Genomic DNA, 24,043 nt, shown 5'->3' with positions numbered 1-24,043 from the left:
CCGGCAAGAAACGTCGGAGCGGTACGTGGGCGACTTCTCGTGGAAGCCGGTCGAGCCCAGCAAGCGGGAGAAGTCGCCAGCCGACTACGAGCCGCCCAGCGGCGACGACTACGAGTTCCTGAAGCTCGAGGCGGCGACCGCCGCGCAGCTGGCCGCCGAAGCCGCGGCGGAGTGCGAGCGGCTGAGGCAAGCGATTCGAGACGAGTGACAGAGTGCGCCCGCGCGGTCGGGTCGAGGGTCAGGGGCTAGGGCCTTCGCCCCGAGCTTTCGGCCCGGCCCGCACGGGTGAGTGGTTCCCGCCGGTTCACCGGCTTTCACCTGGTGATGAACCCGATGCGTGACGCCAGACAAGTCGAGAACTGGATCGGCGACGGAACGCGGAGCCGAACCGATGGACTGGAAGCCCGGCTGCGGGCTGCCCGGTCCCGACGAAATCAGCGAAGCCTGCGCCGCGATCAGGGCGACGTGGGACGAGGCGACGCGGGCGAAGCGGGCCGTGGTCGACGTGCAGCCGGTCGAGTTGGCGATCGTGCGGGTGGCTGAGCTGGGGGAGTAGGCGCCGACGACGTTGTTGTCGACGACCAACACCAACACGCGGCGGTGACGCTCTGTCGGCCGCGTTTTAGAGGGCTCTTCTCTGTGAGCCCATAGGAGCCCGTCTCACGCGTTCTGGCGCAGGGGCGGCTCTGTTGTCACGGGTGGGGCTTCGGGCGCGCTAGGCGGCGCGTGCGGGGCTCGGTTTCTTGGCGACCGGGTTCTCGGCGCGCTGATCACCGCGAGCAACGGGCCGATCCTGACCGGTGCAGGCCAGCGGGGGTACGTGTACCCCCAACCCACTGCAAACGACTGGCAATCAACGCGAACGGTTGCAGCCTCCGCCCGTGATAGCTTAAGTTAGCACGGAGTTTCGGGGGTTCTTACACGTTTGCAGGGAGCAGGCGTCCCGCCAAGCCTGATAAGGTAGAGGTCCCAAGTTCGAGTCTTGGTACACCCACTCCCCGGCCATCTGCTGGATGGCCTCTTGGGCGGTAGTGAGCGGCATCGCGGCGGAACTCGCGGCAAGCTCGCGGTTTACGTCGCAGCCGTCCGGGGCGGGCTGCCGCTCGTTCCCGCTCAATGCCGGCAGGGTTTGCAGCGCATTTGCAGCGCACGCCGCGCGGGCGAAGTCGTCGTCCGTGATCTGCAGGTAGTGCTTCCGAGCGATCAGTCGGCTGTGGCCGATCCACTTCGCTTCCTTCGCCTCGCCGTACTCGTTCGCGACCTCCGTCGCGCGGGTCGCTCGGCAGTTCTGGAACAGCTTCGGCCAGGGCTCGACGCCGGCCCGCTCGACGATCCGCCCCATCTGCGTCCGCAGGTTGTCCGCTGAGTCGCGGGTCTTCGTGACCACGTTGCCGTCCCCCGGCGTCGCGAGCCCTGGCATGGTGGCCGCGTGAGCCTCTTCGAGGATCGAACGCACCTCGGGCCACAGCGGCACGAACCGCATCCCGTGGCCGTCGTGGTGCGCGGTCTTGTCGCTGCGAACAATGAACCGGTTCTGGTCCCACAGCACGTCGCCCCACCGCAGAGCGAGAACTTCGGATGGACAGCGGAGCCCTCCAAAGCGCGCGAGGCCGAAGATCAACTTCCACTCGACCGACGGGCAAGCGGCGAGCACCTTTGCGGCGTCGGCCACGCTCACGAAGTGCTCCCGCTCCCGGTTCTCGACCGGCTGCGACGGCATCCCGTCGAATGGATTCCGCTCGATCAGCTCGTCGGCGATCGCCGCGTTGAACAGCTTCTTAGCGTTGGCGACCCACTTCCGGAGCGTGTTCTCTGCCCTGCCCTTCGAAGCCGCAATCCGCCACCGCGCGGCGTCACCCTTTCGGATGTCGCGTAGCGGCTTGGCGTCGCCAAAGAACTTCCGCAGGTGCTTGTGGGTGGCTTCGGACGCGGCGATGGTCGACGCCTTCACCTTGGGGTCAGCTTGCCGCTGCTGCGTGTAGGCTTCGATGAACGCCCCCAGCGTGCCGCTGGACCGCTCCGGCGCGAGCCCGACCCTCGCAAGCTTCGCTGCGAGCCGGTCATTCAGGCCGGCGAGCCAACGGCTGGTTTCGAGGTCCAGCCCCATGCCGCACACGTGCGCAGCGATCACGTACTCGATCCGTCGCTTGAAGTCATTGGCGTGCCGCTTGGGCACCTTGCCGAGCGTCAGCGTCTGCCGGCGCCCGTCGCGGTCCTCGAACTGGATATACCAGCCCCCGCGGTTGTTCTTGGCGAGTGTCGCCATGATCCCCCCCCTGTACGAGAGAAAAGCCCGGCCGCCCCGCTCGGGGCGGCCGGGCGGGTTGTCAGTCTTCCACCTCAGCGAGCGGCTCCTCGCGGCCGGGCGGGTTGTCACTCTCGCCGCCCGTTCGCAGGCAGCGGAGAACCAGCGCGTCGAGCCGCTCCATGAGGTTCGCCGAGCGGTCGATCAGCTCCCAGCACCTCGCCCCATCGGCGGGAACGCCGTGGCTGTGCTGCGACAGCTTCTCGTAGAGCTTGTGAAAGTGCCGCTTGTCGTTCTTCGACCAGAATCCGTGCCTCCAGAGCAGGTGGCCGAGGTCCGTTGGCCGCTTCTCGGACCGCACCCGATCCCAGACCGGGGAGACCATCGCGGCGCGCCGGACCCTCGCCTCGATTGCGGCCCGGCAGAGGCAGACCGCGGCGTGGTGGTAGCCGGCCCGAGCGAGGAACCGGGCCTCGTCGATCTGGTCACCCGCGGCGAATTCGGCGCGGACCAGCGGCCGGTAGCGGCGGAGCATCGGCGCTCCATACCACCACGCCACGAGGGCTTGCGTCCAGCGGACCCGCAGAGGCGGGTCCGCCCATCCTGTAGCAGCCATCCAGGAGGCTCCTTTCGCCCGGCCAGAGCGGCCCAGGCGCAAAACAAGCGCGTCGCTGCGAAGGCGTTGTCAGGCGGCCGTTGAACCGCCCCCGGCCCTTACGGGTACCGGACACCTGCGCAGCGACGCGCTCGGTTTTCAACGGAATATTCGACATGGCTTCAACGGTGCAGGCGGGGCTGACAGGCCCCAGGTAGCTTTGACGGGGGCGATTTTCGCTCAGCGGGGCGGCGGGGTAAAGGCCGGTCTTGCGACAACCGGCGGGGGCGGCGAGGCTGCCGATCAGGCGAATCCCTGCACTTCAACTCCAAGGTCACCGGAGGCTAGGCGAAGTAATCGCATGGCGAACAAACACTCAGAACGTGAGTCAGCGCGTGACGCGCCCGCGCGGCTCGGGGCGTTGGTTGCATTTATCGTTTCACTGGCGGCGCTCTACATCGCGTGGTCCACCTCGCCGCTCTACCACGCTCCGCCTACCGCCTTGGACGCGAGCGTCGTCTATGCAAGCCGAAGGATTAACGACGGTGAGCGGCTTTCACTGGCGACCCTGCAAATCCAAAACACTAGCTCGCGACCAGCTCGATTCATTTCAGGGGAGATCGTTGCTGATGGGCGCGATGCGAGGCTCAGTCTCTCTCGCCCGGGGACAATCCATCGAGTCGTGGACGGCTTCGACACTCGATTCTATTTCGAAGTCTCACGCCTGAGCGGAGGCGACATGCTTGACATCACGTTGGAATTCGACCCGAAGCCTTACGAAGAGAGGTTCGTTCGCCTTGGGGGCAACGAGGAAGATGTGATGATTGGCTGGCCGGCTTTCCAGAACGTGGTATGCAGCCGAGGCGTCATCGGGGTTGATCAGCTTGGTGAGTCGCGGGTCGGCGCTCCAGTGCCCGCTACTGTTCCTCCGGCGAAGGGCGTGGACTAGTGACGAAGCTGACACGCTCTTCCAGCGCCCGAACGTCCTCCATGTACTCGAGCCGCAGCAGCTCTGCCTCACTGACGCCGGCCTGCTCGACCTTCGCGGCGAGGTCCGCGAGCCAACGGTCGGTCGCCTGACCGACAAGCAAGTCGCACTCGAGGTCCTCGTCGAGCGACAGCTTCTGTCTGACGACGGCCTTGAGGAACGCTTTCACAGTCGGGTGGGCGCCCACGCGCATGATTCACTCTCCGCCCGGGTTGGCGCCGCCCTCGGCCGCGTCGGCCGACCGCTCGCTCGCCTCGGCCGTCCGCTTGAGGTAAGCGCGTATCTGGTCCTCGAGGCCCTGTGACATGCCCTCCTTGCCGGTCTGCTGCTCGTAGACCGTGTCGGCGTCGAGTTCTGCCTGGAGGTACGCCCGATCACCGTAGGCGAACGCGGCCATATCGTTCATCCAGCCGCCCGCGTAGCCCACGCCGGCCGCAAACCGGTTCCCCCCCTCGTGGGCCCTCGCGATGCCTTCGTCTTCGATCGCTTGCCGCAACGCGGCGCCCGGGGCGAGCTCGGCCGTCTCGGCCACCAGCCGCCGGCCGCGCGCCTCGTCGGCCGCGAGCTGGGCCCCGAACACGGGGTCCTTGGCTAGCTCGCCGGCCCGCTGGCCGACCACGTCCCGCTCGGGCGCCGAGGCGATGAGGCCCTGTTGCTGGTCGAAGAACTCGAGCTGGTCGCGCAGGTTGCGGAAGCCGCTGAGCGAGCGGCTGTTGGTGAGGATGCTCGACTCCTCGGCGCCCGCGTCGACCCGCGACTGGATCGCGGCGATCGTCTCGCGGAGCGTCCCCTTGCCGAGCCCCTTCTTGTCGACCTCGCCGAGGAACGCCCGCAGCCGGTTGGCGGCGATGTCTTGGTTGGGGCTCTGCTGGATGATCGTGGTCAGCGCCGCCAGGCCCGAGTCGCCGGAGAAGCCTAGCGCGCCGAGCTCCGAGCCAAACCGCGTGCTGGCCGTGGCGATGCTGGTCGCGTCGGTGTCGGTCGCCTCGGAGGCTTGGAGGATTTTCTGAGTCGTGTTCTGGAACGAGCCGAAGCCGAGCGTCCCTTGGGCCTTCTTGACCTTGGCGGCGAACGTCGCCAGGTTGCCCGGCGCGACGAGCTTCGGGGCGGCCACCTCCTCGATCAGGAAGTCCCGCTCGGCCCCCTTCACGCCGGAGGAGCCGAGTTGGAACGCGATGCCGGCGCCCTGCGCCATGTCGTTGGCGATGCCACGCCGCACGAGGTCGGTCGCGAGCTCCTTGTTCCCCGAGAAATTGGCGAGCTGCTGGAGCTCCCCGACCGCGTCGATCGCCGCGCGGGCCCGCTCGACCGCTTGGTCGGCCGCCTGGGTGATCGCCTGGTAGAGCTGGCGCCCGGCCGACAGGGCCGTGTTGACGCTAATCAGGCCGGCCGCGTAGGTCCCCAGCTTCAAGACGGCCGACTCGCCGAAGGCGCGCTTGCCCGAGTCGCCGGTCCGGTCGAGTTGCCGCTGGTACTTCTGGGCGACCTTGGCGGCGTCCTCGATGCCGACCTTGCCCTGCGCCACCATTTGCGCGAGCTCCTCGAACTTGCGGTTGACGCGGCGTACGGGCTCGGCCTTCTCGGCGATCGAGCGGATCGCGCGTTCCTCGGCCGTGAGCTGCTTGACCGCCTTGCCCGTGGCGCCCTCTTGCTCCTTGATGAGCTTGTTGAGGTTCGCTAGGGCGCGCTCGGCCCCGCTCGAGTCGATTGTGTAAGTGTCCTTGAATGCCATGGCGTCACCTCGTGAGATCGAGTTCTGATTCGTCGACTGCTTCGGTTCGGGGCAGTTCCCACGTTGGCTCTAGTCCTACGTGGCGGCGCCGCCGGTCAGCCTCGGTCCAGGTGTCTCGGATTCGCTCGCACCCAGCCGCGATTTCCGCCGGCGTCGGGTCGGCGGGCCGGCGGTCGTGGTCGTCACTCGTCATCCAGGAATAGCGGGTCGAGGTCGAGCGGTTCGGCCGGCTTCAGCAGCCCGCGGAGGGCCAGCTCGATGCACCCGCGGCCGTAGACCCGCATCGGCCGCACGTCGCGCCGCACCATGTCGGCCGGCGCCCGGCGGAGCACCTCGCGGCGCACGTAGTCGATCGACACGTCGAGCGCGTCGGCCAGCTGGCGGACGGTGAGCCAGCTCGACTCGCGGCGCTCGTTGTTGACCTTGCCCATGGCGAAGCAGCACCCCGACGCGTTGTTACTTACCCAGACCCCGGCGCCCGTCCGCACAAAAAAAGCACTCGATTGCCGGCTACGCCGACCCCGGGAGGCCCGGCGGGGAAGAACCTAGGCCGCCCCCGGGGGGGCCGGCGCCGCTCCCCCAGGCCGCCCCTAGCGACGCCTCGCCGCCTTGGGGAGCGGGAGGCGTCGCAGGGCCTCCCCCGCCACGGAGAAGCGGGAGGAGGCAGCGGCGCGGGCCTGGGGCTAGGTCGGCTGCTCGGCCCCGTCGACCAGCAGCAGCCGCGCTCCTTCGGGGTAGAGCACCTTGTGCACGAACGAGCCCCGCGCCCGGACCACTACCGAGCTCGGCCGCTGCTCTTTGTACCGCTCGGCGCGGAACACAATCCGGTCGTCCTCGATGTCGCCGAACTGGTCCCAGACGATGGTCCGGCCGTAGCAGTACTCGGCCGGGTCGTCGGTCACCGGCACGCGGGCCAGCACCGCCTTGCCCTTGGGCCACAGCCGGACGAAGTCGCGCGACGGCAGGCGGTTGCGGGTCGCGTTGGCGACGAACACGAAGTCCAGGTCCAAGGCGATCGCCAAGCGGCGAGCGTTGACCGCCATCGTCAGTTCCGACGGCTGCACGTGGACCGCGCCGGGCAGCCGGGGCTGTACGTCGGCGGAAACCAACGCGTCCCGCATGTCCGACCGGTCGAGGAACAACGCGTTGGGCTCGCCGCCGAACTCGTCGAAGAACGCGTCCCGCTGGGCGTCGACGTCGGCGAACACCGTGGCGGCGCCGTCGCTCCAGGCGGTCAGGCCGCCTTTAATGCGGGAGACGTCGTAGCTGGCCTCGGCGGTCGCGGCCACGGCGATCCGCCGCTCGAACTCACGCCGCAACATGTTCAGCAAGCGGCCCTGCTCGGATCGCTCGGCGCTGAGCACGTCGTCGAAGCTGTTCGAGCGCTCGTCGTCGATGGTCGCCTCGTGGCCGTAGGTCTTCACCTCGTACGAGTCGGCGTCCCACTCGGCCGAGCTGCGTTTGAATGTCCCGTCCGGCTTCCGCTCGGTGCCGTAGTCCTCCAGGAACATCTCCTCCTCGGGCCGGAACTTCGGGTACTGGCCCGACCCTCGGGTCCGCAGGCTCAGCGGGAACAACCGGTGCCCCACGTAGCCCGCGGCGCCCATCGAGTCGTTGAACGCCCCGAGGGTGACCGAGTACTCGTCCCGGACCTCGAAGGCGGTGTTGTCGGCGGTTAGTGTTGCTGCCACGTTTTCCTCCTGAAGGGTGACGCCACCTGGCGGCGCTTCGGTGCTCGTGTTAGTTGCCGGGCGTGACGCCCTTCTCGACCCAGTCCCGTAGCGGCGCGTCGGCGAACTCGAGGAGCTTGTCGACCTCCGGCTCGAGCGCCGCGACCTCCGCCCTGGCGTCCGCGATCTTCTCCGCGGCGACGCGCCGCAGGTGGGTCTCGTAGCGAGCCGCGTCGAAGCTGTCGCCGCCGAACACGCCCGACGAGATCGCGCGGCCGTCGCCGTACCGCTGGAAGTAGGTCTTCAGCTGGCCCGACTTGTAGGCTTCCTCCAGGCGGTGGAGGACCGAGAACGTGTTTTCTTCGTCGACGAGGTGCTCGAACTGCTCGAGCGTGTTCCGGGCGGACTGCAATCGCTTCGCGGCCCCGGTCTGGTGCACGGCCCAGCGGCGGTGCTCGTGCTCTAGACGCACCGACTCGGGCGCGGCGTTCTCGAGCAACTGCAGGGCGTGAGACCGCTTCGTCTGGTCGGCGCGGCTCAGCCCCTCGGGCTCGGGGAGCGCCTCGAGCGTCGCGCGGGCGGCCCGGACGTTCCGGGCGGCGTTCACCAGCCGCGCCAGGTGGCCCTGTCGGTCGATGCCCACCAGCCCGACCTGGCGGAGCAAATGCCAATCTCCGGCCCGCAGGTAGAACGCGGCGGGGTTGGCGTCCGGGTACTGATCGACGAGGGCGCCCAGGAGCGCGTCGGCCGCGTCCAACAGGTCGCGGCCGGGCCGGTGGGCGTCGTCGACCTCGGGGGGCGACTGAACCGGAGCGACCTCCGGCGCGGCGGCCTTGCGGCGTGTCGGTCGCTTCTTGGGCTTCGCGCTCGTGCTGGTGAGGGCGCCTAGGTCGAAACCATCCGTGGCCATCGTGCCTCCGTGTTCAAAAGTAGATTCCGCGTCGATACCGTTCGTCGCGCTCGGACTGGCGCCGCCTCTCGGCGCTCCAAGCGTTGACCTCGGCGGCCAGTTCGGGGAACTCCCCACGGACCGCGTTGCGGACCGATTCGTCGGCCCTCCAGGCTGCCGACACGCCTGCCCTCTTCTCGATCAACTCGCAAAGCTGCTTGTAGGCCCGCTCCCCTTTGAGCTTCGCGTACTGCTGCCGGGGCGTGGGGGGCGTGGGCGCCTTCCGCATTCGAGTAAACACGTCCTCAGCCAGAGCGACCTCATCGACCATGGCCAGGCGGAGCGCCTGCCGCGCCGTGTAGACCTTGGCTTCCATCACCGTGCTGAGTTGGCTGCGGCTGAAGCGGCCGGACCGCTCGAGGCGGCGCTCGAAGCTGGTAGTGGCCAGGTCGACGCGCTGCTGCACGTCGGTGACCATCTCGTCGCTGATCGGGACGCCCGGGTGGCCGGCCGCCTTGCGCGGGTGGCTGGTCACCGGGATCACACGCAGCCCGGCCGCGGCGAGCGCCTGCGACGTGTCGACCAACATGCAGAGCGTGCCGCAGCTGCCCAGCAGGGAACTCGGCGTGGCGATGATCCGCGTGGCTTGCGAGGCCAACAAGTAGGCGAGGCTGCAGCAGTAGCCCTCGGCGAGGGCGACAACCTCGCGTCGCTTCGCGAGCCGCGCGATCAGCTCCGCGGTCTCCTCGCCGCCGCGCACCAGGCCGCCCGGGCAGTTGAAGTGCAGGACGAACGGCCGGCCGGTCACCTCCTGGGCCCGAAGCAGCCAACGCCGCAGCCGCTCGCAGTCGGGGGGCGTGAGCGCGCCGTCGACCGTCGCCACGTCGTACGCGTTGGCGCCGCTCGCCTCGCGGAACGTGAGGTCGCACAGGTCGTCGGCGAGCAGCCGCTGCGCCATCGCGGGCAGCACGGCCGCCACCTCGCCGCTGAGGGATCGCATCAACGGGCCTCCGCGAGCGTTTCGAGGTGGCGCCGCCGGATCAGCTCGAGGTCGGCCTCGCTGTAGTGCGCGACGCCGTTCAGAACCCACGTCGGCTCGATGCCGAGCGCGTCGGCGATCTCACCGATCCGCGCGGGCATCAGCTGCAACAACTGCGCGGCGGAGCCAACGGAGCGGACGCGGAGCGTGCTGTAAGGCAGTTCGAGTCTCATGGCGGCGAACCTACCAGGCGCGGGTGGTGAGATTTCCCGAAGCGGGAAACTCTTCGCAGATTCGGTACGGCTCGTGGCACGTGCGGCAGTGCACGAGCCGAGTGACGGACCCGTCGCCGCCCGACACGCTGCGGGTCCGGTCGTAACCGGCGCCGCCGCAGTGGGGGCAGACGGCGCGTTCCACGTACACGGTCGGCGCGGCCGACCAGTCGGTGCGTGGCTTGCGGCCCTCGCCGCGCTCCGGGGCGGGCTCACTCGCTCCCACACGGCGCCTCCTCGGCTACGCCGTACCAGACGGGAAAGCCTGCAGTGAGTCCGCACGCCGCGCAGTCGCGCCGCAGCGAGTAGCCTCCGTGAATCGGTCGGTCGACGCTGCTTGTCGATCCGCAGCGAATGCACTGCCACCCAGCAGCACCTTGAACCACCCGGGGCGGTGGCCCGCTGGCGTTCAGCAGGTAGGCGACCAAAGCCGGCTCGTAGCGGCGGACCAGGTCGCGGTCCTCGTCGCTGAGCGATTGCGCCGGGTCTTCGATTCGCAAGCTGCCATCGGGCTGAAATCGGAGCCACGCGCCTCGTTCGGCGAGAGCGCCGGCCAACATGGCCGCGGGGTTCACGTGATGGGCGAGACTGCTCACAGGACGGCCTCCGTTTGCCTGGCCGCGAGCGCGTCGAGCAGCGCGTCCTCTCGCCAGTTGGTGGGCATGCGACTGAGCTCCCGGCGCTGCCGCTCGTCGGGGATCGCTTCCCGTTCGAAGGCGGCGAGCTCGGCCGGCGTCATCGCCGCCAGCTGCGGCCGAACGGCTTCGCGGCGGCGCAGCTGTTCGATCTCGCGATCGCGTTTGTGTCGGAGCTCCTCGGCCGTTCCCGGCTTCCCTCGCTCTCGATCGCGGCGCCGCCGCTGCTCGCGGTCCGGGTCAAATGGAGGCCAGAAGTTCGACGCGCTATCGCCGGGCTGCAGGCGGCTGAGCCGGGCGGCGAGCACCCCCTCCGGCGACCGCCAGAGATCGCGGTGGCGGATCCACCAATCGAGGTGCGACTCGAACTCGTCGGGCGTGCAGCCGTTGGCCGCGGCGGCGGCCGCGCTCTCCGCTGCGGTTCGCACGCCGAGCCCCTCCAGCTTTCTGATCAGTCCCCCCCAATCCCCCGACGCCACGGAGGGGGTTGGGGGAGGTGGTTCATTCATTCCTTCTTTCTTTTGCGGTCCGTGTGTCGGTCCACATTCAGGTCCGGGCTCCGGTCCGAGGTTCGGTTCGCCGGCGGGAGCGAGGCCGCCGAAATCGCTGGCAGATTCCCGACTTACGCCGTTCGGGGTCTGGTCCGAGGTCCGGTCCGACCTTCGGTCTGAGGTCCGGTCCGACCTCTGGTCCGCCTCTTGGACCTCCGGTCCGAGGTCCGGTCCGACCTTCGGTCCGCCTCGCTGTGTCTCGTCGTAGCAACGTATTACGGTCACAGAGTTTGCGTTCATCTTCCTCCGGTCCACCCTCCGGGCCGTTTCTAGGTCGCGGAGGTACCTTTTCACCTTGCCCTCAGACCACCGCCACCTGGCTGCGAGCGTGGCGATGCTGTGACAAAGCTCGCCTCGCCGGAGGTCGATTCGCCGCCCACCGACGACGGCCGAGCCGGGCGCGTACCGGGCCAAGCTCACAAGGTCGATCCACGCCTGACCGCGCGTGAACGGCTCAGCGAGCCACTCGTCGGACTCGAGATGATCGCGCGGGACTATGATCCATCCAGGCATATCGCCGGCCTCCCTTGCCGATCACACCGGCCCTCATGGGGTCAGTGCAGGGAGATTCCGTCGCGATCAATCCGCTCGATCTCGGCGTCCGGCACGCGGATGGATCGTCCGAATCGGACGACTTTGAGTTTGCCCGACTGGTGCCAACCACGGACGGTCTTCTCAGAAACGCCGTAGCGTTTCGCAACCTCCGGCAGCGTCTTGTGTGCCGGCAGCTCTTGGGTACGAGTCACGACTTCTCCCTCGATGCTCTGGACGGGGCAGCCCTACCGCTGGCTGCCGCTCAGCACATCGAAGACAAGCGGCTGAACTAGCTCAACGCCCTGTTCGCGCGAACACCGAGAATGTTCGCGCGAACAGCCCGTGTTCGCGCCCTACCAAGCTACAGTTCCGCGTCGCTTAGCAGCGCGCAATCGGGCCAACACTCTCTTCGCGAGTTCCTCGTCGCCCAGTGTTTCCCGGGCAATCTGAGCCGCTGACTTGCTTCCGCCAGCTCCCTGTTTTAGGGCGAGGAGTAGGTCTCGGGAGTCTGGATCATCCGGCAGACTTTCTCGGGCTTTTCCATTGCTGTTCGCGCGGACACCCAGGATGTTCGCGCGAACATCACCTCGATCGCCCATTCCGAGGAGCCCGACGAACTTGCTGGCAGGGACGCCTTGCAGTGCCACGACCTTCGACGGGGGCGCCGCGTCACCTAGAAGCCCAGCACGATTTCCTTCGGCGCCAGCTTCAAGCAGGCAGTGCCTGAGCACCCTACACGCGTCAGCTACGAAGGCGGCGTTCAAACCCTCGGTAGCGGAAAAGAAGTCCCACTGCGGTTGCCAGAGCTTCCAGGAGGAGTGGGAGGTCTGAGCGTCGAGTTCGGCCTGCAGATCCGCACCAAGAGCAACGAGCTTAGACCATTCCAAGTGGGGCGACTCCGCCCATCGGCCCGCGGCTGCGATCAGCTCGGCGCTCGCCGCTCCGGTCTGGAAGATGCCGCTCAATCTGGCTCTGTTTACAATCGCTGATGCGAACAATCGCTCGAACTCATCGAGCTGTGCGATCGCATGGTTCGCAATTTCCGCCGATCCGGGCATCCCACAAGCTCCAGGCTGCCGGGCCCGGCAGCCCGGCGCCGCCGCCTGGAGAGGGCGACGCCGGGCGGCCGACGGCGGGAGCTAACCGCCTGGCCCGTGAGTCACGTTTCCGCGCGGCCGGCGGCCGAGCGGACCCTGGCATCCTACCGCGGCCGCTTCGGGCCGTCGGGCTCGATTTTGCAGCGCAATAGCAGCGCATCAGCCAGCGATCGCAGTAATTCCGCGGCCGCAGCGGGGTCGTTCGAGTCTTGGTACACCCATTCCCCGGCCATCTGCTGGATGGCCTCTAGGCCGGCAGCGAGCGGCAACGGGTTGTAACCCGTGGCAGGCCCACAGGTTCCGTTGGGGTCGCTCGGATAGGCCTGCGCTGCGGCCGCCCGTTCCCGGCAGGTTCTGCTGCCGATTTGCCGCGCGGGCGAAGCCGTCGTCCGTTATCTGCAGGCAAGGCTTCCGAGCTGCTTCCGAGCGGCTTCCGAGTGATCAGTCGGCTGAGGCCGATGCCACTTCGACTCGGGCACGCTGCCGTGCGCCTTCTCGGGCTCGACGGACTGCCACGTTGGCTGCAGCGGCTACGGGGCCATTGCGTGCAGAGTCGGAATGGCCGGTCCGTTGTTGCGAATCCGACGCGCTCACGACGGAAGTGACGCAGCCGCTCCGCGGGGCGGGGGCGGCTGGTCCGTCGCTACTCTTGCAGCGTCAGCACGACGACCGACCGGGGCGGCGCGTCGACGCGGAGCGCCCCGTCCCTCAGCCGCGCGCCGTCGAATTCTTTCGGCTTCAGGCGGTTGGGTTCGTCGAACGTGTTGTGCGCGTCGAGCTCGTCGGCCGTGAGCACGCGGCCCGACACCGAGCCGGCCTCCACGCCCGGCAGCTCGCAGTCCAGCCGCGCCCCCTCGGTCGCGTGCGCGTTGACGATCGACACGGTGACCGCGCCTCCCTCGGCGCGCGAGGCGGACACGCTCAGCGCCGGCATCGACCGCTCGCCGTGCCGGTACGGCGGCGTGTCGAGCTCGACGGGCAGGCGCTGCGCGTCGTGGTGCGGCTTGTAGAGGTCGAACACGTGGTAGGTCGGCGTGAGCAGCAGGTCCGGCCCGTCGGTCAGGACCATCGCCTGCAGCACGTTGACCGTCTGCGCGATGTTGGCCATCACCACCCGGTCGTTGTGCTCGTGGAAGATGTGCAGCGTGAGCGCGGCCACCAGCGCGTCGCGCAGCGTGTTCTGCTGGTAGAGCGCCCAGTCGGGCGTGCCGGGCTCGCCGCGGTACCACGTGCCCCACTCGTCGACGTACAGGCCGATCCGCTTGTCGGGGTCGACCGGGTCCATCGCGTCGGTCGTCTCGCCGATCGCGCGGCGCATGTTGAGCGAGTCGCTGAGGATGCCGATCCACGCGGCCTCGTCGAAGCCGGTCGCCGGCCGCTTGTCGCGCCACGGCGCGTCGACCGTGTAGTAGTGCAGCGAGTAGCCCTGCATCTGAGGGTTCGCACGCTGCATGACCACGTTGTTCCAGTTCTTGTCGAACCCGCTCGGGCCGCACGCGATCCGCACCAGGCGGGAACCGCCGAAGTCGCGGCAGTAGTTCGCGTAGCGGCGGAACAGGTCGGCGTAGTACTCGGGTCGCATGCTGCCGCCGCAGCCCCAGTTCTCGTTGCCCACGCCCAGGTACTTCAGCTCCCACGGCGCCTCGCGGCCGTTCTCGCGCCGCTGGTTGGCCAGCTCGCTGTCGCCGTCGTAGGTGATGTACTCGACCCAGTCGCGGAGTTCTTCCGGCGTGCCGCTGCCCACGTTGCCGGCCAGGTAGGGCTCGGCGCCGAGGGTCTCGCACAGGTCGAAGAACTCGTGGGTGCCGAACGCGTTGGTGTCGACCACCTGCCCCCAGTGGATGTTGACCCGCTTGGGCCGCTGGTCGCGCGGGCCGACGCCGTCGCGCCAGTGGTAGTCGTCGGCGAAGCAGCCGCCCGGCCAGCGGAGGTTGGGGATGTCGATCGCCCGGAGGGCCTCGACCACGTCGGTCCGCAGGCCGCCCTCGTTGGGGATGTCCGAGTCGGGGCCGACCCAGATCCCGTCGTAGACGCACCGTCCCAGGTGCTCGGCGAAGTGGCCGTACAAGTGGCGGCTGATGCGGCCGCCGTCCCGGTCGCCGTGGATGGTGGCCGTCGCCTCGACGGCGTGGACCGTGGCGGCAGTCGATAAGCAGAGGGCAGCGGCCAGGGCCGAGCAAAGGAAGCGGGGCACTTTCATGGCGTCGACTGAATCGAGAAGAGGCTTCTTGTAAGACGAGCAACCCGGCGGGCCGGGGCTCTCTTTTTAACCTGCCGCCGCCCCGGGGGGCGCCCGGGCCGTTCGTCCGTCGCGGGCGAAACCGCCGATCTCTTTGGCCGCCAAACGCGGCAAGCCGCTTGTGAAGCGATACAAACGCGACACTCTTATTTCGCGCGTGTAACGCTAAACGCGCCGCTTTTCGAGCTTAAGCCGTTGCGGCGTCTGGAGTTGGTGATCCGTTACACGGCCCCGCGCTGTAACGTTATTCCCCGGGCGGCGCACCGATCCAAAACCGGTCGATTGTCGCCCCCCCGCGCCCGGCCCGGCCGCGAATTGGCCGCGCGGGCGGGGCGGGAACCACGAAGCAACCCAGGAACGAAGGGTGGCGCCGCACGCGCCGCTACAACTCGCCGCCGGCCGGAGCGGCATGCGGCGGGCGCCGCCAGCAACAAGAGCAGCGTCGAAGCCGCCGGCTCGGGCGTCGGCGAGGGGGCCGCCGCGTCGGCAGGCGATTGGTAGCTCGCCGCCCAAGCTTGGTAGTCGGTGTTGGTGACCTGGCGGTCGCCGTTGGCGTCGCCCAGTTGGTACGGCGTCAGGTCCGTCAGGCCCAGGCTGTCTCGCCAGACGGTGTAGTCGGCCGCGTCGACCGAGCCGTCCCCGTTGAAGTCGGCCGGCGTGAACGCGGCTGCGGGGCTGAGCGCCTGCTGGTACAGGTCGTGGGCCGCACCGAGCACGGCGTAGTTGAGCAGGGTGTAGCCGCTCTTGCCGAGCGCGGCGTCGGAGAAATTGCTGCGGTACCCCGACGGGTTCGACGGGTGGACGCCATCGCCGGACACCAGGCGCTCGACGTCGTACACGCTGCCGGCGCCGTCGTAGATCAGCGCGCCGTTCCATTGGTCGCCCGGCGCGCGCGCGAGGATCTCGCCGTGGTAGTCGACCAGCGGCACGCCCTCCTCGAGCGCCAGGTCGGCCAGCGCTTCGGAGTACCGCTGGGCCGCGGCTTCGTAGCCGCTGCGTGGCGGTGGGCTGATCAGGATCGGCGTGGTCCCGTTGCTCTTGATCGCCGCGACGACTTCCCGCAGGTTCGCCGCGTAGTCCGCCGGCTCGGCCCCTCGCGCGAGGTCGTTGGTCCCCCACATGACCAGCGCGATCTCTGGGTTGAGCGTGTCGAGCCACACGTCGACGTTGCGGCGCCCCGGCTCGCCGCTCGGCTCTAGCGGCCACGCGCTGGTTGACCCCGACTTCGCGCCGGTCGCGGCGCTCTGCCAATTCCAAACGTCGGCCGGGGTGCGGCCTTGAAGCCAAGCGAGCGCGGCTTGCGAGTCGGCCGTCGTGTTGCTGTGCCGGTACCGAAGCGGACCGAAGTAGGCGCCGCTCACGGAGATGCTGTCGCCGAAGCGTGCGATCGTGCCGGCGCGGCCCGTGAAGTTGGCGTGGACCGCCTGCATGGGCTCGGTCCAGTAGGCCGCCGAGCCCTCGGCGTTGACGAGCAGCCCAGCGATCAACGCGGCCGCGAGCGGCGGCGCCAAGCGTCGGGCCGAAGCGGCGCCAGCCGAGAAGGAGGGCAGCAGCGATAGGTTTCTCATGCGGCCAGTTTACTCAGCGCGGAGCAACGGCCGCCAACCGCCGCGCGCCGGCGCCGGACGGCTTGCCGCAGCGGGGGTCGGTCGGCTCTTGCGATTCGGCCGCGAGCGGCCGGCGCCGGCTCTTGGTTCGCGGGCTGCGGATCGCCGCGCCCGCGAGTCGGTTCGTTCACCGCGGCGCGTGGGGGTCGCTCCGTTGCCGGTTCGGCGTCGGCGTCAACCGGTCTGGCTGGGCGCCGGCGCGGCGACGGGCGACACGTCGGTGTCGTCGCGCGCTTCGCTGGCGAGGCGCTCCAGCTGCTTCTTGAGCCGCGCGGCCAGGTCGGCGTAGGCGGGGTCGCCGTACAGGTTTTGCATCTCGTCGGGATCGGCCCGCAGGTCGTACAGCTCCCACTCGCCGCTCTCGTAGAAGTGGATCAGCTTGTACCGCTCGGTCCGCACGCCGCGGTGCTTGGCGACGTTGTGCACGTCGGGGTGCCCGTAGTAGTGGTAGAAGATCGCGTCGCGCCAGTCCTCGGGGGCGGGGCCGCCGGCGAGCAGCGCACGGAGCGAACGGCCCTGGACCTCGCTCGGGACCTCGGCGCCGGCCGCGTCGAGCAGCGTGGGCGCGTAGTCGAGGTTCTGGACCATCTGGTCGACCACCCTGCCCGGCCGCGTGACGCCGGGCCAGCGCACGACGAGCGGCATCGCCAGCGACGGCTCGTACATCCACCGCTTGTCGTACCACCCGTGCTCGCCCAGGTAGAAGCCCTGGTCGGACGAGTAGACCACCACCGTGTTCTCCGCGAGGCCGCTCTCTTCGAGGAAGTCGAGCAGCTTGCCGACGCTGCGGTCCACGCCGCGGATCGTCCGCAGGTAGTTCTTCATGTAGCGCTGGTACTTCTGGCGGACCCGCTGGTCGCCCTGCGGCGCTTCGGCGTTGAACCGCTCGTTCCCCGCGGCGAGCCCCGCGTCCCACGCCGCGCGTTGCTCGGGCGTCATGCGCGCGAGGTTATGATGGCCGGAGCGGTCGGCGGCGTAGCCGGCCTCCTCGGACGTGGGCTGCGTGTCGAGGAACAGGTCGTAGTTGGGGTGCATGTGCGTGCGGATCGACATCTCGGCCGCGCGGGCGGGGCTGGCGTTGTCGGCCAGGTCGTCGAACAGGTTGGGCGGCTCGGGGATGTGGTCGTCCTCGTAGAGGCCGAGGTCCTCCGGGGCGGGCATCCAGTTGCGGTGCGGCGCCTTGTGTTGGCACATCATCAAGAACGGCTTGTCGCCGCCGTCGACGCCGCGGTTCGCGCTCCAATCGCGCAACCACGACAGCGCCATGTCGGTCACGATGTCGGTGCAGTGCCCCTGGACCTCGATCGTCCCCTCGGGGGTGCGGAACTTCGGGTTGTAGTAGGCCCCCTGCCCCGGGAGCACCCGCCAAAAGTCGAAGCCCTGCGGGTCCGACCCCAGGTGCCACTTGCCGACGATCGCGGTCGCATAGCCGGCCTCCTGCAACTGCTTGGGGAAGGTCCACTGGTCGCCGTTGAAGCGGTCGCCGTTCTTGCGGAAGCCGTTCAGGTGGCTGTGCTTGCCGGTCAGCACAACGGCGCGGCTCGGGCCGCAGATCGAGTTGGTGCAGAAGCTGTTGCGGAACAACGCGCCGCTCTGGGCCAGCCGGTCGATCTGCGGCGTGGGGTCGAGCCCTGCGAGCCGCCCGCCGTACGCCCCGATGGCCGCCGGCGAGTGGTCGTCGGAGAAGATGAACAGCAGGTTCGGGCGGCCGGCGGCGCCGGGCGATTCGGCCGCGCACGCGTGGCTGCACAAGCTTGAAACTAGCAATGCCGCGGCCACGCAGGCAGCCGCCGGGCGGTTGGTCAGCATGAGTTGGATCCAGAGAAGAGGGTAGCGAGTCGGGCCGAGCCGCGGTCGGTCGCCGTTCGGCGGGCCCGAGGCGCCGGCCTTCCCACCTAAGGCTGGCCGGGGCTGCGCCGACGGTCAACTCCGGGCCGGGCCTTTTGGGGCGCGATTTAGGGCCGAACGGAACCCTGACGATCGCCGCCCAGCGGGTTATCGTTGTGGTTGAGCCGCGGCCCAGCGCGTAAGGCTGCGGGCCGCTCCTTTTCCTGATTGGCCAGTTCACCGGGCTCTCGATGCGACTCCGCGACGCTTCCTGTCGGACGATTCCGCCCCTTCGGCCGCTCGCGGTGGGGATGCTCTGCTTCACTCTGCTCGACGCGCTGCTTAGCACGGCAGCAGCGCGGGCGGCGGAGCCGGCGCCGAGCTTCGCGCACGAGGTCCGCCCGCTGCTGTCGGACCGCTGCTTCGGCTGCCACGGTCCGGGGACCCAAGAAGCGGCGCTGCGTCTCGACACGCAGGAGGGCGCGACCGAGTGGGCCATCCTGCCCGGCGACAGCGAGTCGAGCGAGGTCATCGCCCGGGTGTCGCTGCCCGAGGGGGACGACCTGCGCATGCCGCCCGAGCACGCCGGCAAGCCGCCGCTGTCGCGCGAGGAGGTCGACCTGCTCCGCCGCTGGATCGACGCCGGCGCGTCGTACGGCGAGCACTGGGCCTTCGCGCCGATCGAGAAGCCGTCCCCGCCCGACGGCGAGGCCGGCGCGTCGGAGATCGATCGCTTTTTGAATCGGCGGATCGAAGAGAAGGGGCTCGCGATCCAGCCGCAGGCCGACAAGCGCACGCTCGCGCGGCGGCTGACGCTCGACCTGACCGGCCTGCCCCCCACGCCGGCGGAGGTCGAAGCGTTCGTTTCCGACGACTCGCCCGAGGCGTACGAGCGGTTGGTCGACCGGCTGCTCGCGTCGCCACGCTACGGCGAGCACCGCGCGCGTTACTGGCTCGACGCGGTCCGCTACGGCGACACGCACGGCAAGCACCTGGACAACTACCGAGAGATCTGGCCCTACCGCGACTGGGTCGTGGCGGCGCTGAACGCGAACAAGCCCTACGACGAGTTCCTCGTCGAGCAGATCGCCGGTGACTTGCTGCCCGACCCGACGCGCGAGCAATTGATCGCGACCGGCTTCAACCGCTGCAACGTCAGCACCGCCGAGGGCGGAGTGATCGAGCAAGAGATCTACACCGACAACGTGCGCGACCGCGTCGACGCGTTCGGCACGGTCGTGCTGGGCCTCACGGTCGGCTGCGCGAAGTGCCACGACCACAAGTACGACCCCCTGTCGCGGAAGGAGTACTACTCGCTCTTCGCGTTCTTCAACAGCATCGACGGCGGACCCAACGACGGCAACGTCCGAGACCACGCCCCCGCGATCCGCGTGCCGAGCGATCAGCAACAGGCGCGGCTGGAGGAGTTGCAGGCGAAGCTCGGTGGCCTGCGGCGGGTCTACCTGCGGGACGATCCGCGGCTCGATGCGGCGCAGCGCGATTGGGAGGACGCGTTAGTCGCGTTGGCTGGGCCCGGGGTGGCCGAGGCCCTCGTGCCCACGCCGGTCCTCTACGCCAGCGAGTGGCGGACCGCCGGGCCCTTCACCGATAACCTCAAGAACGTGGTCCACGGCGCCGCCCCGGCGGAAACCGACGCGTTCGACCCCGATCAGACGTGGACCCTCAAGGACGGCCGCACCGTCGGCTGGGAGGTCCGCCCCGACTGGGTCGACGGCCGCCCCCACGCCGCGCTGCCCGGCAGGCTGGCGAGCAACGTCGTGTGCCGCACGATCACCGTGGACCGGCCGACGGAAGTAGAAGTCGCGGTCCGGTCCGACGACTCGCTCCGCGTCAAGCTCAACGGCGCCGCCGTTTACGACCACAAGGCGCAGCGGCCGCTCTCCGAGGGGCCCGACCGCTTCAAGATGACGCTCAAGCCGGGCGACAACTTCCTGACGCTCCGCGTCGGCAACGTCGAGGGACCGAGCGGGTTTGAGTTCGAGGTCCTCGACGCGACGGTCTTGCCGACCGAGCTCGTCGACATCGCCGGCACGGCGCCCGGCGAGCGTTCCGAAACGGACGCGCTCTTGATCCGGCAAGCCTTCCGCGCCCGCACGGCGGAGTTCCCGGAGCTGGAAGACTTGCGACAACAGGTCGCCGCCGTCGAGGCGGAGTGGCTGGCGGTGGATCGATCGGTGCCGTCGACGCTCATCTTCCGAGAGAGGCCCGAGCCCCGCGTGGCTTACGACCTGCTGCGCGGCGAGTACGACGCGCAGGGCGACCCGGTCGAGCGCCGCGTGCCGGCCTTCCTGCCCGCGCTGCCCGGCGACGCGCCGCAAGACCGGCTTGGGCTCGCGCGGTGGGCCGTGTCGGAGGACCAGCCGCTCACGGCCCGCGTCGCGGTCAACCGGTACTGGCGGCAGCTCTTCGGCGTGGGCCTGGTGCAGACGGCCGAGGACTTCGGCTCGCAGGGCTCGCCGCCGTCGCACCCGGAGCTGCTCGACTGGCTCGCCGCCGACTTCGTCCGGCACGGGTGGGACGTCAAGCGGCTCTTCAAGCAACTGGTGACGACCGAAGCCTACCGGCGGAGCTCCTCGGCCGCGGCCGAAGCGTGGCGGGACGACCCGCCGAACCGCTGGCTCGCGCGCGGGCCGCGGCACCGACTCGACGCGGAGGTCCTGCGCGATCAGGCGCTCGCCGCGAGCGGGCTGCTCGTGGAGCGGCTCGGCGGCCCGCCGGTCCGCCCGCCGCAGCCCGGCGGCCTTTGGAAGGCGGTCGCGTACGAGGCGTCCGACACGGCCGAGTTCGTCGCCGACACCGCGCCGGAGAAGGTCCACCGCCGCAGCCTGTACACGTTCTACAAGCGCACCAGCCCGCCGCCGCAGTTCACCGTGCTCGACGCGCCCACGCGCGAGTCTTGCACGATCCGCCGCGAGCGGACGAACACGCCGTTGCAAGCGCTAATGCTGATGAACGACCCGCAGTACGTCGAGGCGGCCCGCGGCCTCGCCGAGCGCGTGCTGCGCTGGGACGGGCCGCCCGGCGGAGGCCCGACCGACACCGCGCGGGCCGCCCGGATGCTGCTGCTCGCCACCGGCCGCCCCGCCGATGAAACTGAGGCCGAGTCGCTCGCCGAGGGCTACCGCGGAGAGCTCCGCCGATACCGCGGCGCGCCGGAGGCCGCTGCCGCGCTGGTCTCGATCGGCGCCGCGCCGCCCGACCCGGCGCTGGACACGGCCGAGCTCGCCGCGTGGACGATGACCGCGAACCTCGTGCTGAACCTGGACGAGGTCGTCACCAAGAACTAACGGCTGCACCCGACACGCCCTCAAGACCCAACGGTATGGACCACCACGCCTACAACGCGCTGCGTAGCGCGATGACCCGCCGCCACTTCTTCGCGCGCGGCGCGATGGGGCTGGGCGGCGCCGCGCTCTGGTCGCTCTCGCACGGCTCGGCCGCGGGCGGCGGGGCGGCCTCGCCGTCGCCGCTGTCGACGGGCGGCTTGCCCGGCGTGCCGCACTTCGCGCCGACCGCGAAGCGCGCGATCTACCTGTTCACGGCCGGCGCGCCGAGCCAGATCGACCTGTTCGACTACAAGCCGAAGATGGCCGAGATGTTCGACAAGGACCTGCCCGAGTCGATCCGCGACGGCCAACGCATCACCACGATGACCTCCGGCCAGTCCCGCCTGCCGATCGCGCCCACCAAGTACAAGTTCGCCCGGCACGGGGAGTCGGGCGCGTGGGTCAGCGAGCTGCTGCCCAACATCGCGAAGCTGGCCGACGAGGTCACCTTCGTGAAGACCGTCAACACCGAGGCCATCAACCACGACCCGGCGATCACCTACATCTGCACCGGCGACCAGCAGCCGGGCCGCGCGAGCCTCGGCGCGTGGCTCTCTTACGGGCTCGGCACGGCCAACGCCGACCTGCCCGCGTTCGTCGTGATGACGCCCCGCTGGAGCGCCAAACGCGACGCGCAGGCCCTCTACAGCCGCCTGTGGGGCAGCGGCTTTCTGCCCGGCAAGTACCAGGGCGTGTCGCTCCGCTCCGAGGGGGACCCGGTGCTGTTCCTGTCGAACCCCGACGGCGTCGACCGCGCGGCGCGGCGGCGGATGCTCGACCGGCTCGCCGAGTTCAACCGGCGCACGCTCCAGCGGGTCGGCGACCCGGAGACCCAGACCCGCATCGACCAGTACGAGATGGCCTTCCGCATGCAGGCCTCCGTGCCGGACCTGACCGACTTCTCCGACGAGCCGCAGAGCGTGCTGGACATGTACGGGCCGGAGGTGAACGAGCCGGGCACGTTCGCGGCCAGTTGCCTGCTCGCGCGGCGGATGGCCGAGCGGGGCGTGCGGTTCACGCAGATCTTCCACCGCGGCTGGGACCAGCACGGCGACATCAGCGGCGACCTACCCGCCCAATGCGGCGACGTCGACCGACCGACCTGGGCGCTCGTGACCGACCTCAAGCAGCGCGGCCTGCTGGACGACACGCTCGTCGTGTGGGGCGGCGAGTTCGGCCGCACGATCTACTGCCAGGGCGGCCTGTCGCGCGAGAACTACGGCCGCGACCACCACCCGCGTTGCTTCACGATCTGGATGGCCGGCGGCGGGGTGAAGAAGGGCCTCACCTACGGCGAGACCGACGACTTCAGCTACAATGTGGTCAAAGACCCGGTGCACATCCACGAGCTCAACGCGACGATCCTGCACGCCCTGGGCATCGACCACAAACGCCTGACCTACCGCCACCAGGGCCTCGACATGCGTTTGACCGGCGTGGAGCCGGTCGAGCCGGTGATGGAGCTGCTGGGGTGATCGGGATATGCTGAACAGACTGAAGTGGCTTTGCAGCGGCATGTTTCGCCCTGAAAGCCAATTATCGTCGAGCTCTATGCCGTACCGAACCGGCAACCGAATGGAGTCGAGCGGATGGCCGGACAGCAGAAACGCCGCCCATCGCCGCGGCCGTCTAGTTTCATCATTAATGGCAAGAACGGACCAATCGAAGTCCCCGTAATGCCATATCCATGGCCGGAGCCGGGTACGTTCTCATGGAAAATGAAGGAGAAAGGCTACCCCCTCCTGACACCGGAAATCGCGTCGATCACATCGCTAGCTCCGGAGCATCTGGAGTACATGCTCGGTTGCCGGATTGTCAACTATCACAGGGGAGGCTTCCGAGAGCTGCACGTTCCGCAGTACACGTCCGGCTTGAGCGCCGACATCTTGCGTTTCGCATTGGGCAGCGAATGGTTCGAAAGAGCGGTGAACGCGGAGTCGGCATCACCGATAACTGAATACCTTTGGCGGCCGCCGAACGATCATGCGGCCGAGGCTCGGACTCGCCGCCGCGCAACGGTGCTCGCAGAAGGCATCTTTAACTTGCAATCCGTCCCTGGACTGTCATATCGGACACGACTCATCGCGAAAAACCAGTCTGATCTGCAATCTGCAATCGGCGAATTCGAATGTGCGGGCGTCCTCGCATGCCTGAATCGGCAATTCTCGTTCGTTGAGCCGACTGGAAGGAAAGGGTGCGACTACGATGCCCATTTCCTCTCGCCCGCCGGCAGACAATTATGTTGTGAGATAAAGGCCAAGAGCACTTCTTCGTTGCCGTCACCGCAGACCATTCTAAATACATTGGAGTCTGCACGAAAGCAGCTGCCGAAGGAGCGGCCGTCAATTATATACCTCCGAGTACCAGAGCATTGGTCGAAAGAAACCGACCTAGAGGCTTGGTTCCTCAGAGCGACGGAGAAGCTTTTTCGTCAATCGAATCGCGTTGTCGCGGCTGTGCTAGCCGTAGAAACATGGACCGAGATCAAAGATCACTCCATTTGGCGCACGCGGTTAGAAACGTACCCGTACTACAACCATCGATCGCGGTTCTTCGACGAAGATGTACCACAAGCCCTGGAAGTCTGGCGGACCGATCGCGAAGTTGAGTGGTTCAGTTTGCAGAACTACGTTCGCGAAAGTCTGCCGCGCCTTTGCCAGCGAGTTTGGCCTCACATCGGGTTGTAGTGAAACTCACGACTGCTCCCGAAAGTTATACGCACGGCGACTCGTGGCCGGGCACATAGTGAAGCGGAGTTGCTAGCGATCTAGCTATACGCTTTCGCATGTTAGGCGCGGGTCGGCTCTGGGGGCGACGCCATGCGACTCTCTCAGCA

Annotated in this window: 22 protein-coding genes; 6 read left to right on the top strand and 16 right to left on the bottom strand. The window is 68.7% G+C overall.

What is annotated here, in order from left to right; genetic code table 11:
• Positions 1-208 (top strand): hypothetical protein (locus RIC11_RS19455; RefSeq protein WP_350214061.1); only part of this gene is annotated, 208 nt, incomplete at its 5' end.
• A 183-nt stretch (positions 209-391) separates the two neighbouring features.
• On the top strand, positions 392-556 hold the full coding sequence (locus tag RIC11_RS19450) for a hypothetical protein (RefSeq protein WP_350214060.1): 165 nt from the start codon (positions 392-394) through the stop codon (positions 554-556).
• Between the two features lie 333 nt (positions 557-889).
• Here the strand turns inward: RIC11_RS19450 and RIC11_RS19445 are convergent, their stop codons facing one another.
• Together RIC11_RS19445 and RIC11_RS19440 are read right to left on the bottom strand one after the other, a co-directional pair.
• The gene (locus RIC11_RS19445; RefSeq protein ID WP_350214059.1) at positions 890-2,266 is read right to left on the bottom strand and encodes a tyrosine-type recombinase/integrase; all 1,377 of its coding nucleotides are present in this window, start codon (positions 2,264-2,266) and stop codon (positions 890-892) included.
• A gap of 61 nt (positions 2,267-2,327) precedes the next feature.
• Positions 2,328-2,861 (bottom strand): hypothetical protein, encoded by a 534-nt coding sequence (locus RIC11_RS19440; RefSeq protein ID WP_350214058.1) that lies wholly within the window; start codon positions 2,859-2,861, stop codon positions 2,328-2,330.
• A 340-nt stretch (positions 2,862-3,201) separates the two neighbouring features.
• Here RIC11_RS19440 and RIC11_RS19435 point away from each other — a divergent pair, with 340 nt between their 5' ends.
• Positions 3,202-3,789, top strand: coding sequence for a hypothetical protein (locus tag RIC11_RS19435; protein ID WP_350214057.1), 588 nt, complete (start codon positions 3,202-3,204; stop codon positions 3,787-3,789).
• Here the strand turns inward: RIC11_RS19435 and RIC11_RS19430 are convergent.
• The 14 genes from RIC11_RS19430 to RIC11_RS19365 all read right to left on the bottom strand — a co-directional run bounded on the left by RIC11_RS19430 (position 3,758) and on the right by RIC11_RS19365 (position 17,842).
• Positions 3,758-4,021, bottom strand: a complete 264-nt coding sequence (locus RIC11_RS19430; protein ID WP_350214056.1) for a hypothetical protein — start codon at positions 4,019-4,021, stop codon at positions 3,758-3,760. The two genes, RIC11_RS19435 and RIC11_RS19430, sit on opposite strands and share 32 nt — an antisense overlap.
• Before the next feature lie 3 nt (positions 4,022-4,024).
• On the bottom strand, positions 4,025-5,560 hold the full coding sequence (locus RIC11_RS19425; RefSeq protein WP_350214055.1) for a hypothetical protein: 1,536 nt from the start codon (positions 5,558-5,560) through the stop codon (positions 4,025-4,027).
• Positions 5,561-5,742: 182 nt separating this feature from the next.
• Positions 5,743-6,048 carry a hypothetical protein gene (locus RIC11_RS19420; protein WP_350214054.1) on the bottom strand — a complete coding sequence of 102 codons (306 nt, stop codon included), beginning with the start codon at positions 6,046-6,048 and terminating at the stop codon, positions 5,743-5,745.
• A gap of 195 nt (positions 6,049-6,243) precedes the next feature.
• A complete protein-coding gene (locus RIC11_RS19415) occupies positions 6,244-7,251 on the bottom strand; it encodes a hypothetical protein (protein WP_350214053.1) in 1,008 nt (335 codons plus the stop codon).
• Between the two features lie 49 nt (positions 7,252-7,300).
• Positions 7,301-8,140: a hypothetical protein gene (locus RIC11_RS19410; protein ID WP_350214052.1), complete on the bottom strand. Its 840-nt coding sequence runs from the start codon at positions 8,138-8,140 to the stop codon at positions 7,301-7,303.
• A 13-nt stretch (positions 8,141-8,153) separates the two neighbouring features.
• Entirely contained in the window at positions 8,154-9,119 is a 966-nt protein-coding gene (locus RIC11_RS19405) for a S49 family peptidase (RefSeq protein ID WP_350214051.1), read from the bottom strand.
• Entirely contained in the window at positions 9,119-9,331 is a 213-nt protein-coding gene (locus RIC11_RS19400) for a hypothetical protein (RefSeq protein ID WP_350214050.1), read from the bottom strand. The genes RIC11_RS19405 and RIC11_RS19400 overlap by 1 nt, the downstream gene beginning before the upstream one ends.
• A 10-nt stretch (positions 9,332-9,341) precedes the next feature.
• On the bottom strand, positions 9,342-9,596 hold the full coding sequence (locus RIC11_RS19395; protein ID WP_350214049.1) for a hypothetical protein: 255 nt from the start codon (positions 9,594-9,596) through the stop codon (positions 9,342-9,344).
• 366 nt (positions 9,597-9,962) lie between these two features.
• On the bottom strand, positions 9,963-10,433 hold the full coding sequence (locus RIC11_RS19390; RefSeq protein ID WP_350214048.1) for a hypothetical protein: 471 nt from the start codon (positions 10,431-10,433) through the stop codon (positions 9,963-9,965).
• Between the two features lie 677 nt (positions 10,434-11,110).
• Positions 11,111-11,302, bottom strand: coding sequence for a helix-turn-helix domain-containing protein (locus RIC11_RS19385; protein ID WP_350214047.1), 192 nt, complete (start codon positions 11,300-11,302; stop codon positions 11,111-11,113).
• 141 nt (positions 11,303-11,443) lie between these two features.
• Positions 11,444-12,148 carry a hypothetical protein gene (locus tag RIC11_RS19380; protein WP_350214046.1) on the bottom strand — a complete coding sequence of 235 codons (705 nt, stop codon included), beginning with the start codon at positions 12,146-12,148 and terminating at the stop codon, positions 11,444-11,446.
• Positions 12,149-12,830: 682 nt separating this feature from the next.
• Entirely contained in the window at positions 12,831-14,387 is a 1,557-nt protein-coding gene (locus RIC11_RS19375) for an alpha-N-arabinofuranosidase (RefSeq protein WP_350214045.1), read from the bottom strand.
• A 260-nt stretch (positions 14,388-14,647) separates the two neighbouring features.
• Entirely contained in the window at positions 14,648-15,994 is a 1,347-nt protein-coding gene (locus RIC11_RS19370) for a GDSL-type esterase/lipase family protein (RefSeq protein ID WP_350214044.1), read from the bottom strand.
• Positions 15,995-16,207: 213 nt separating this feature from the next.
• Positions 16,208-17,842 (bottom strand): sulfatase family protein, encoded by a 1,635-nt coding sequence (locus RIC11_RS19365; protein WP_350214043.1) that lies wholly within the window; start codon positions 17,840-17,842, stop codon positions 16,208-16,210.
• A 329-nt stretch (positions 17,843-18,171) separates the two neighbouring features.
• On the opposite strand from RIC11_RS19365, the gene RIC11_RS19360 reads away from it, so the two are divergent.
• The 3 genes from RIC11_RS19360 (at position 18,172) to RIC11_RS19350 (ending at position 23,894) form a co-directional block, all read left to right on the top strand.
• Complete coding sequence (locus RIC11_RS19360; protein ID WP_350214042.1) at positions 18,172-21,168, top strand: PSD1 and planctomycete cytochrome C domain-containing protein; 2,997 nt, start codon at positions 18,172-18,174, stop codon at positions 21,166-21,168.
• A 35-nt stretch (positions 21,169-21,203) separates the two neighbouring features.
• Entirely contained in the window at positions 21,204-22,682 is a 1,479-nt protein-coding gene (locus RIC11_RS19355) for a DUF1501 domain-containing protein (protein ID WP_350214041.1), read from the top strand.
• A gap of 114 nt (positions 22,683-22,796) precedes the next feature.
• The gene (locus RIC11_RS19350) at positions 22,797-23,894 is read left to right on the top strand and encodes a hypothetical protein (RefSeq protein ID WP_350214040.1); all 1,098 of its coding nucleotides are present in this window, start codon (positions 22,797-22,799) and stop codon (positions 23,892-23,894) included.
• The last annotated feature ends 149 nt before the right edge of the window (positions 23,895-24,043 follow it).

The sequence above is a fragment of the Botrimarina sp. genome (assembly GCF_040219535.1).
In the GTDB taxonomy this organism is placed as follows: Bacteria; Planctomycetota; Planctomycetia; order Pirellulales; family Lacipirellulaceae; genus Botrimarina.
Note: the sequence above shows the minus strand (reverse complement) of the source record. Positions and strands in the feature narration are given on the sequence as shown.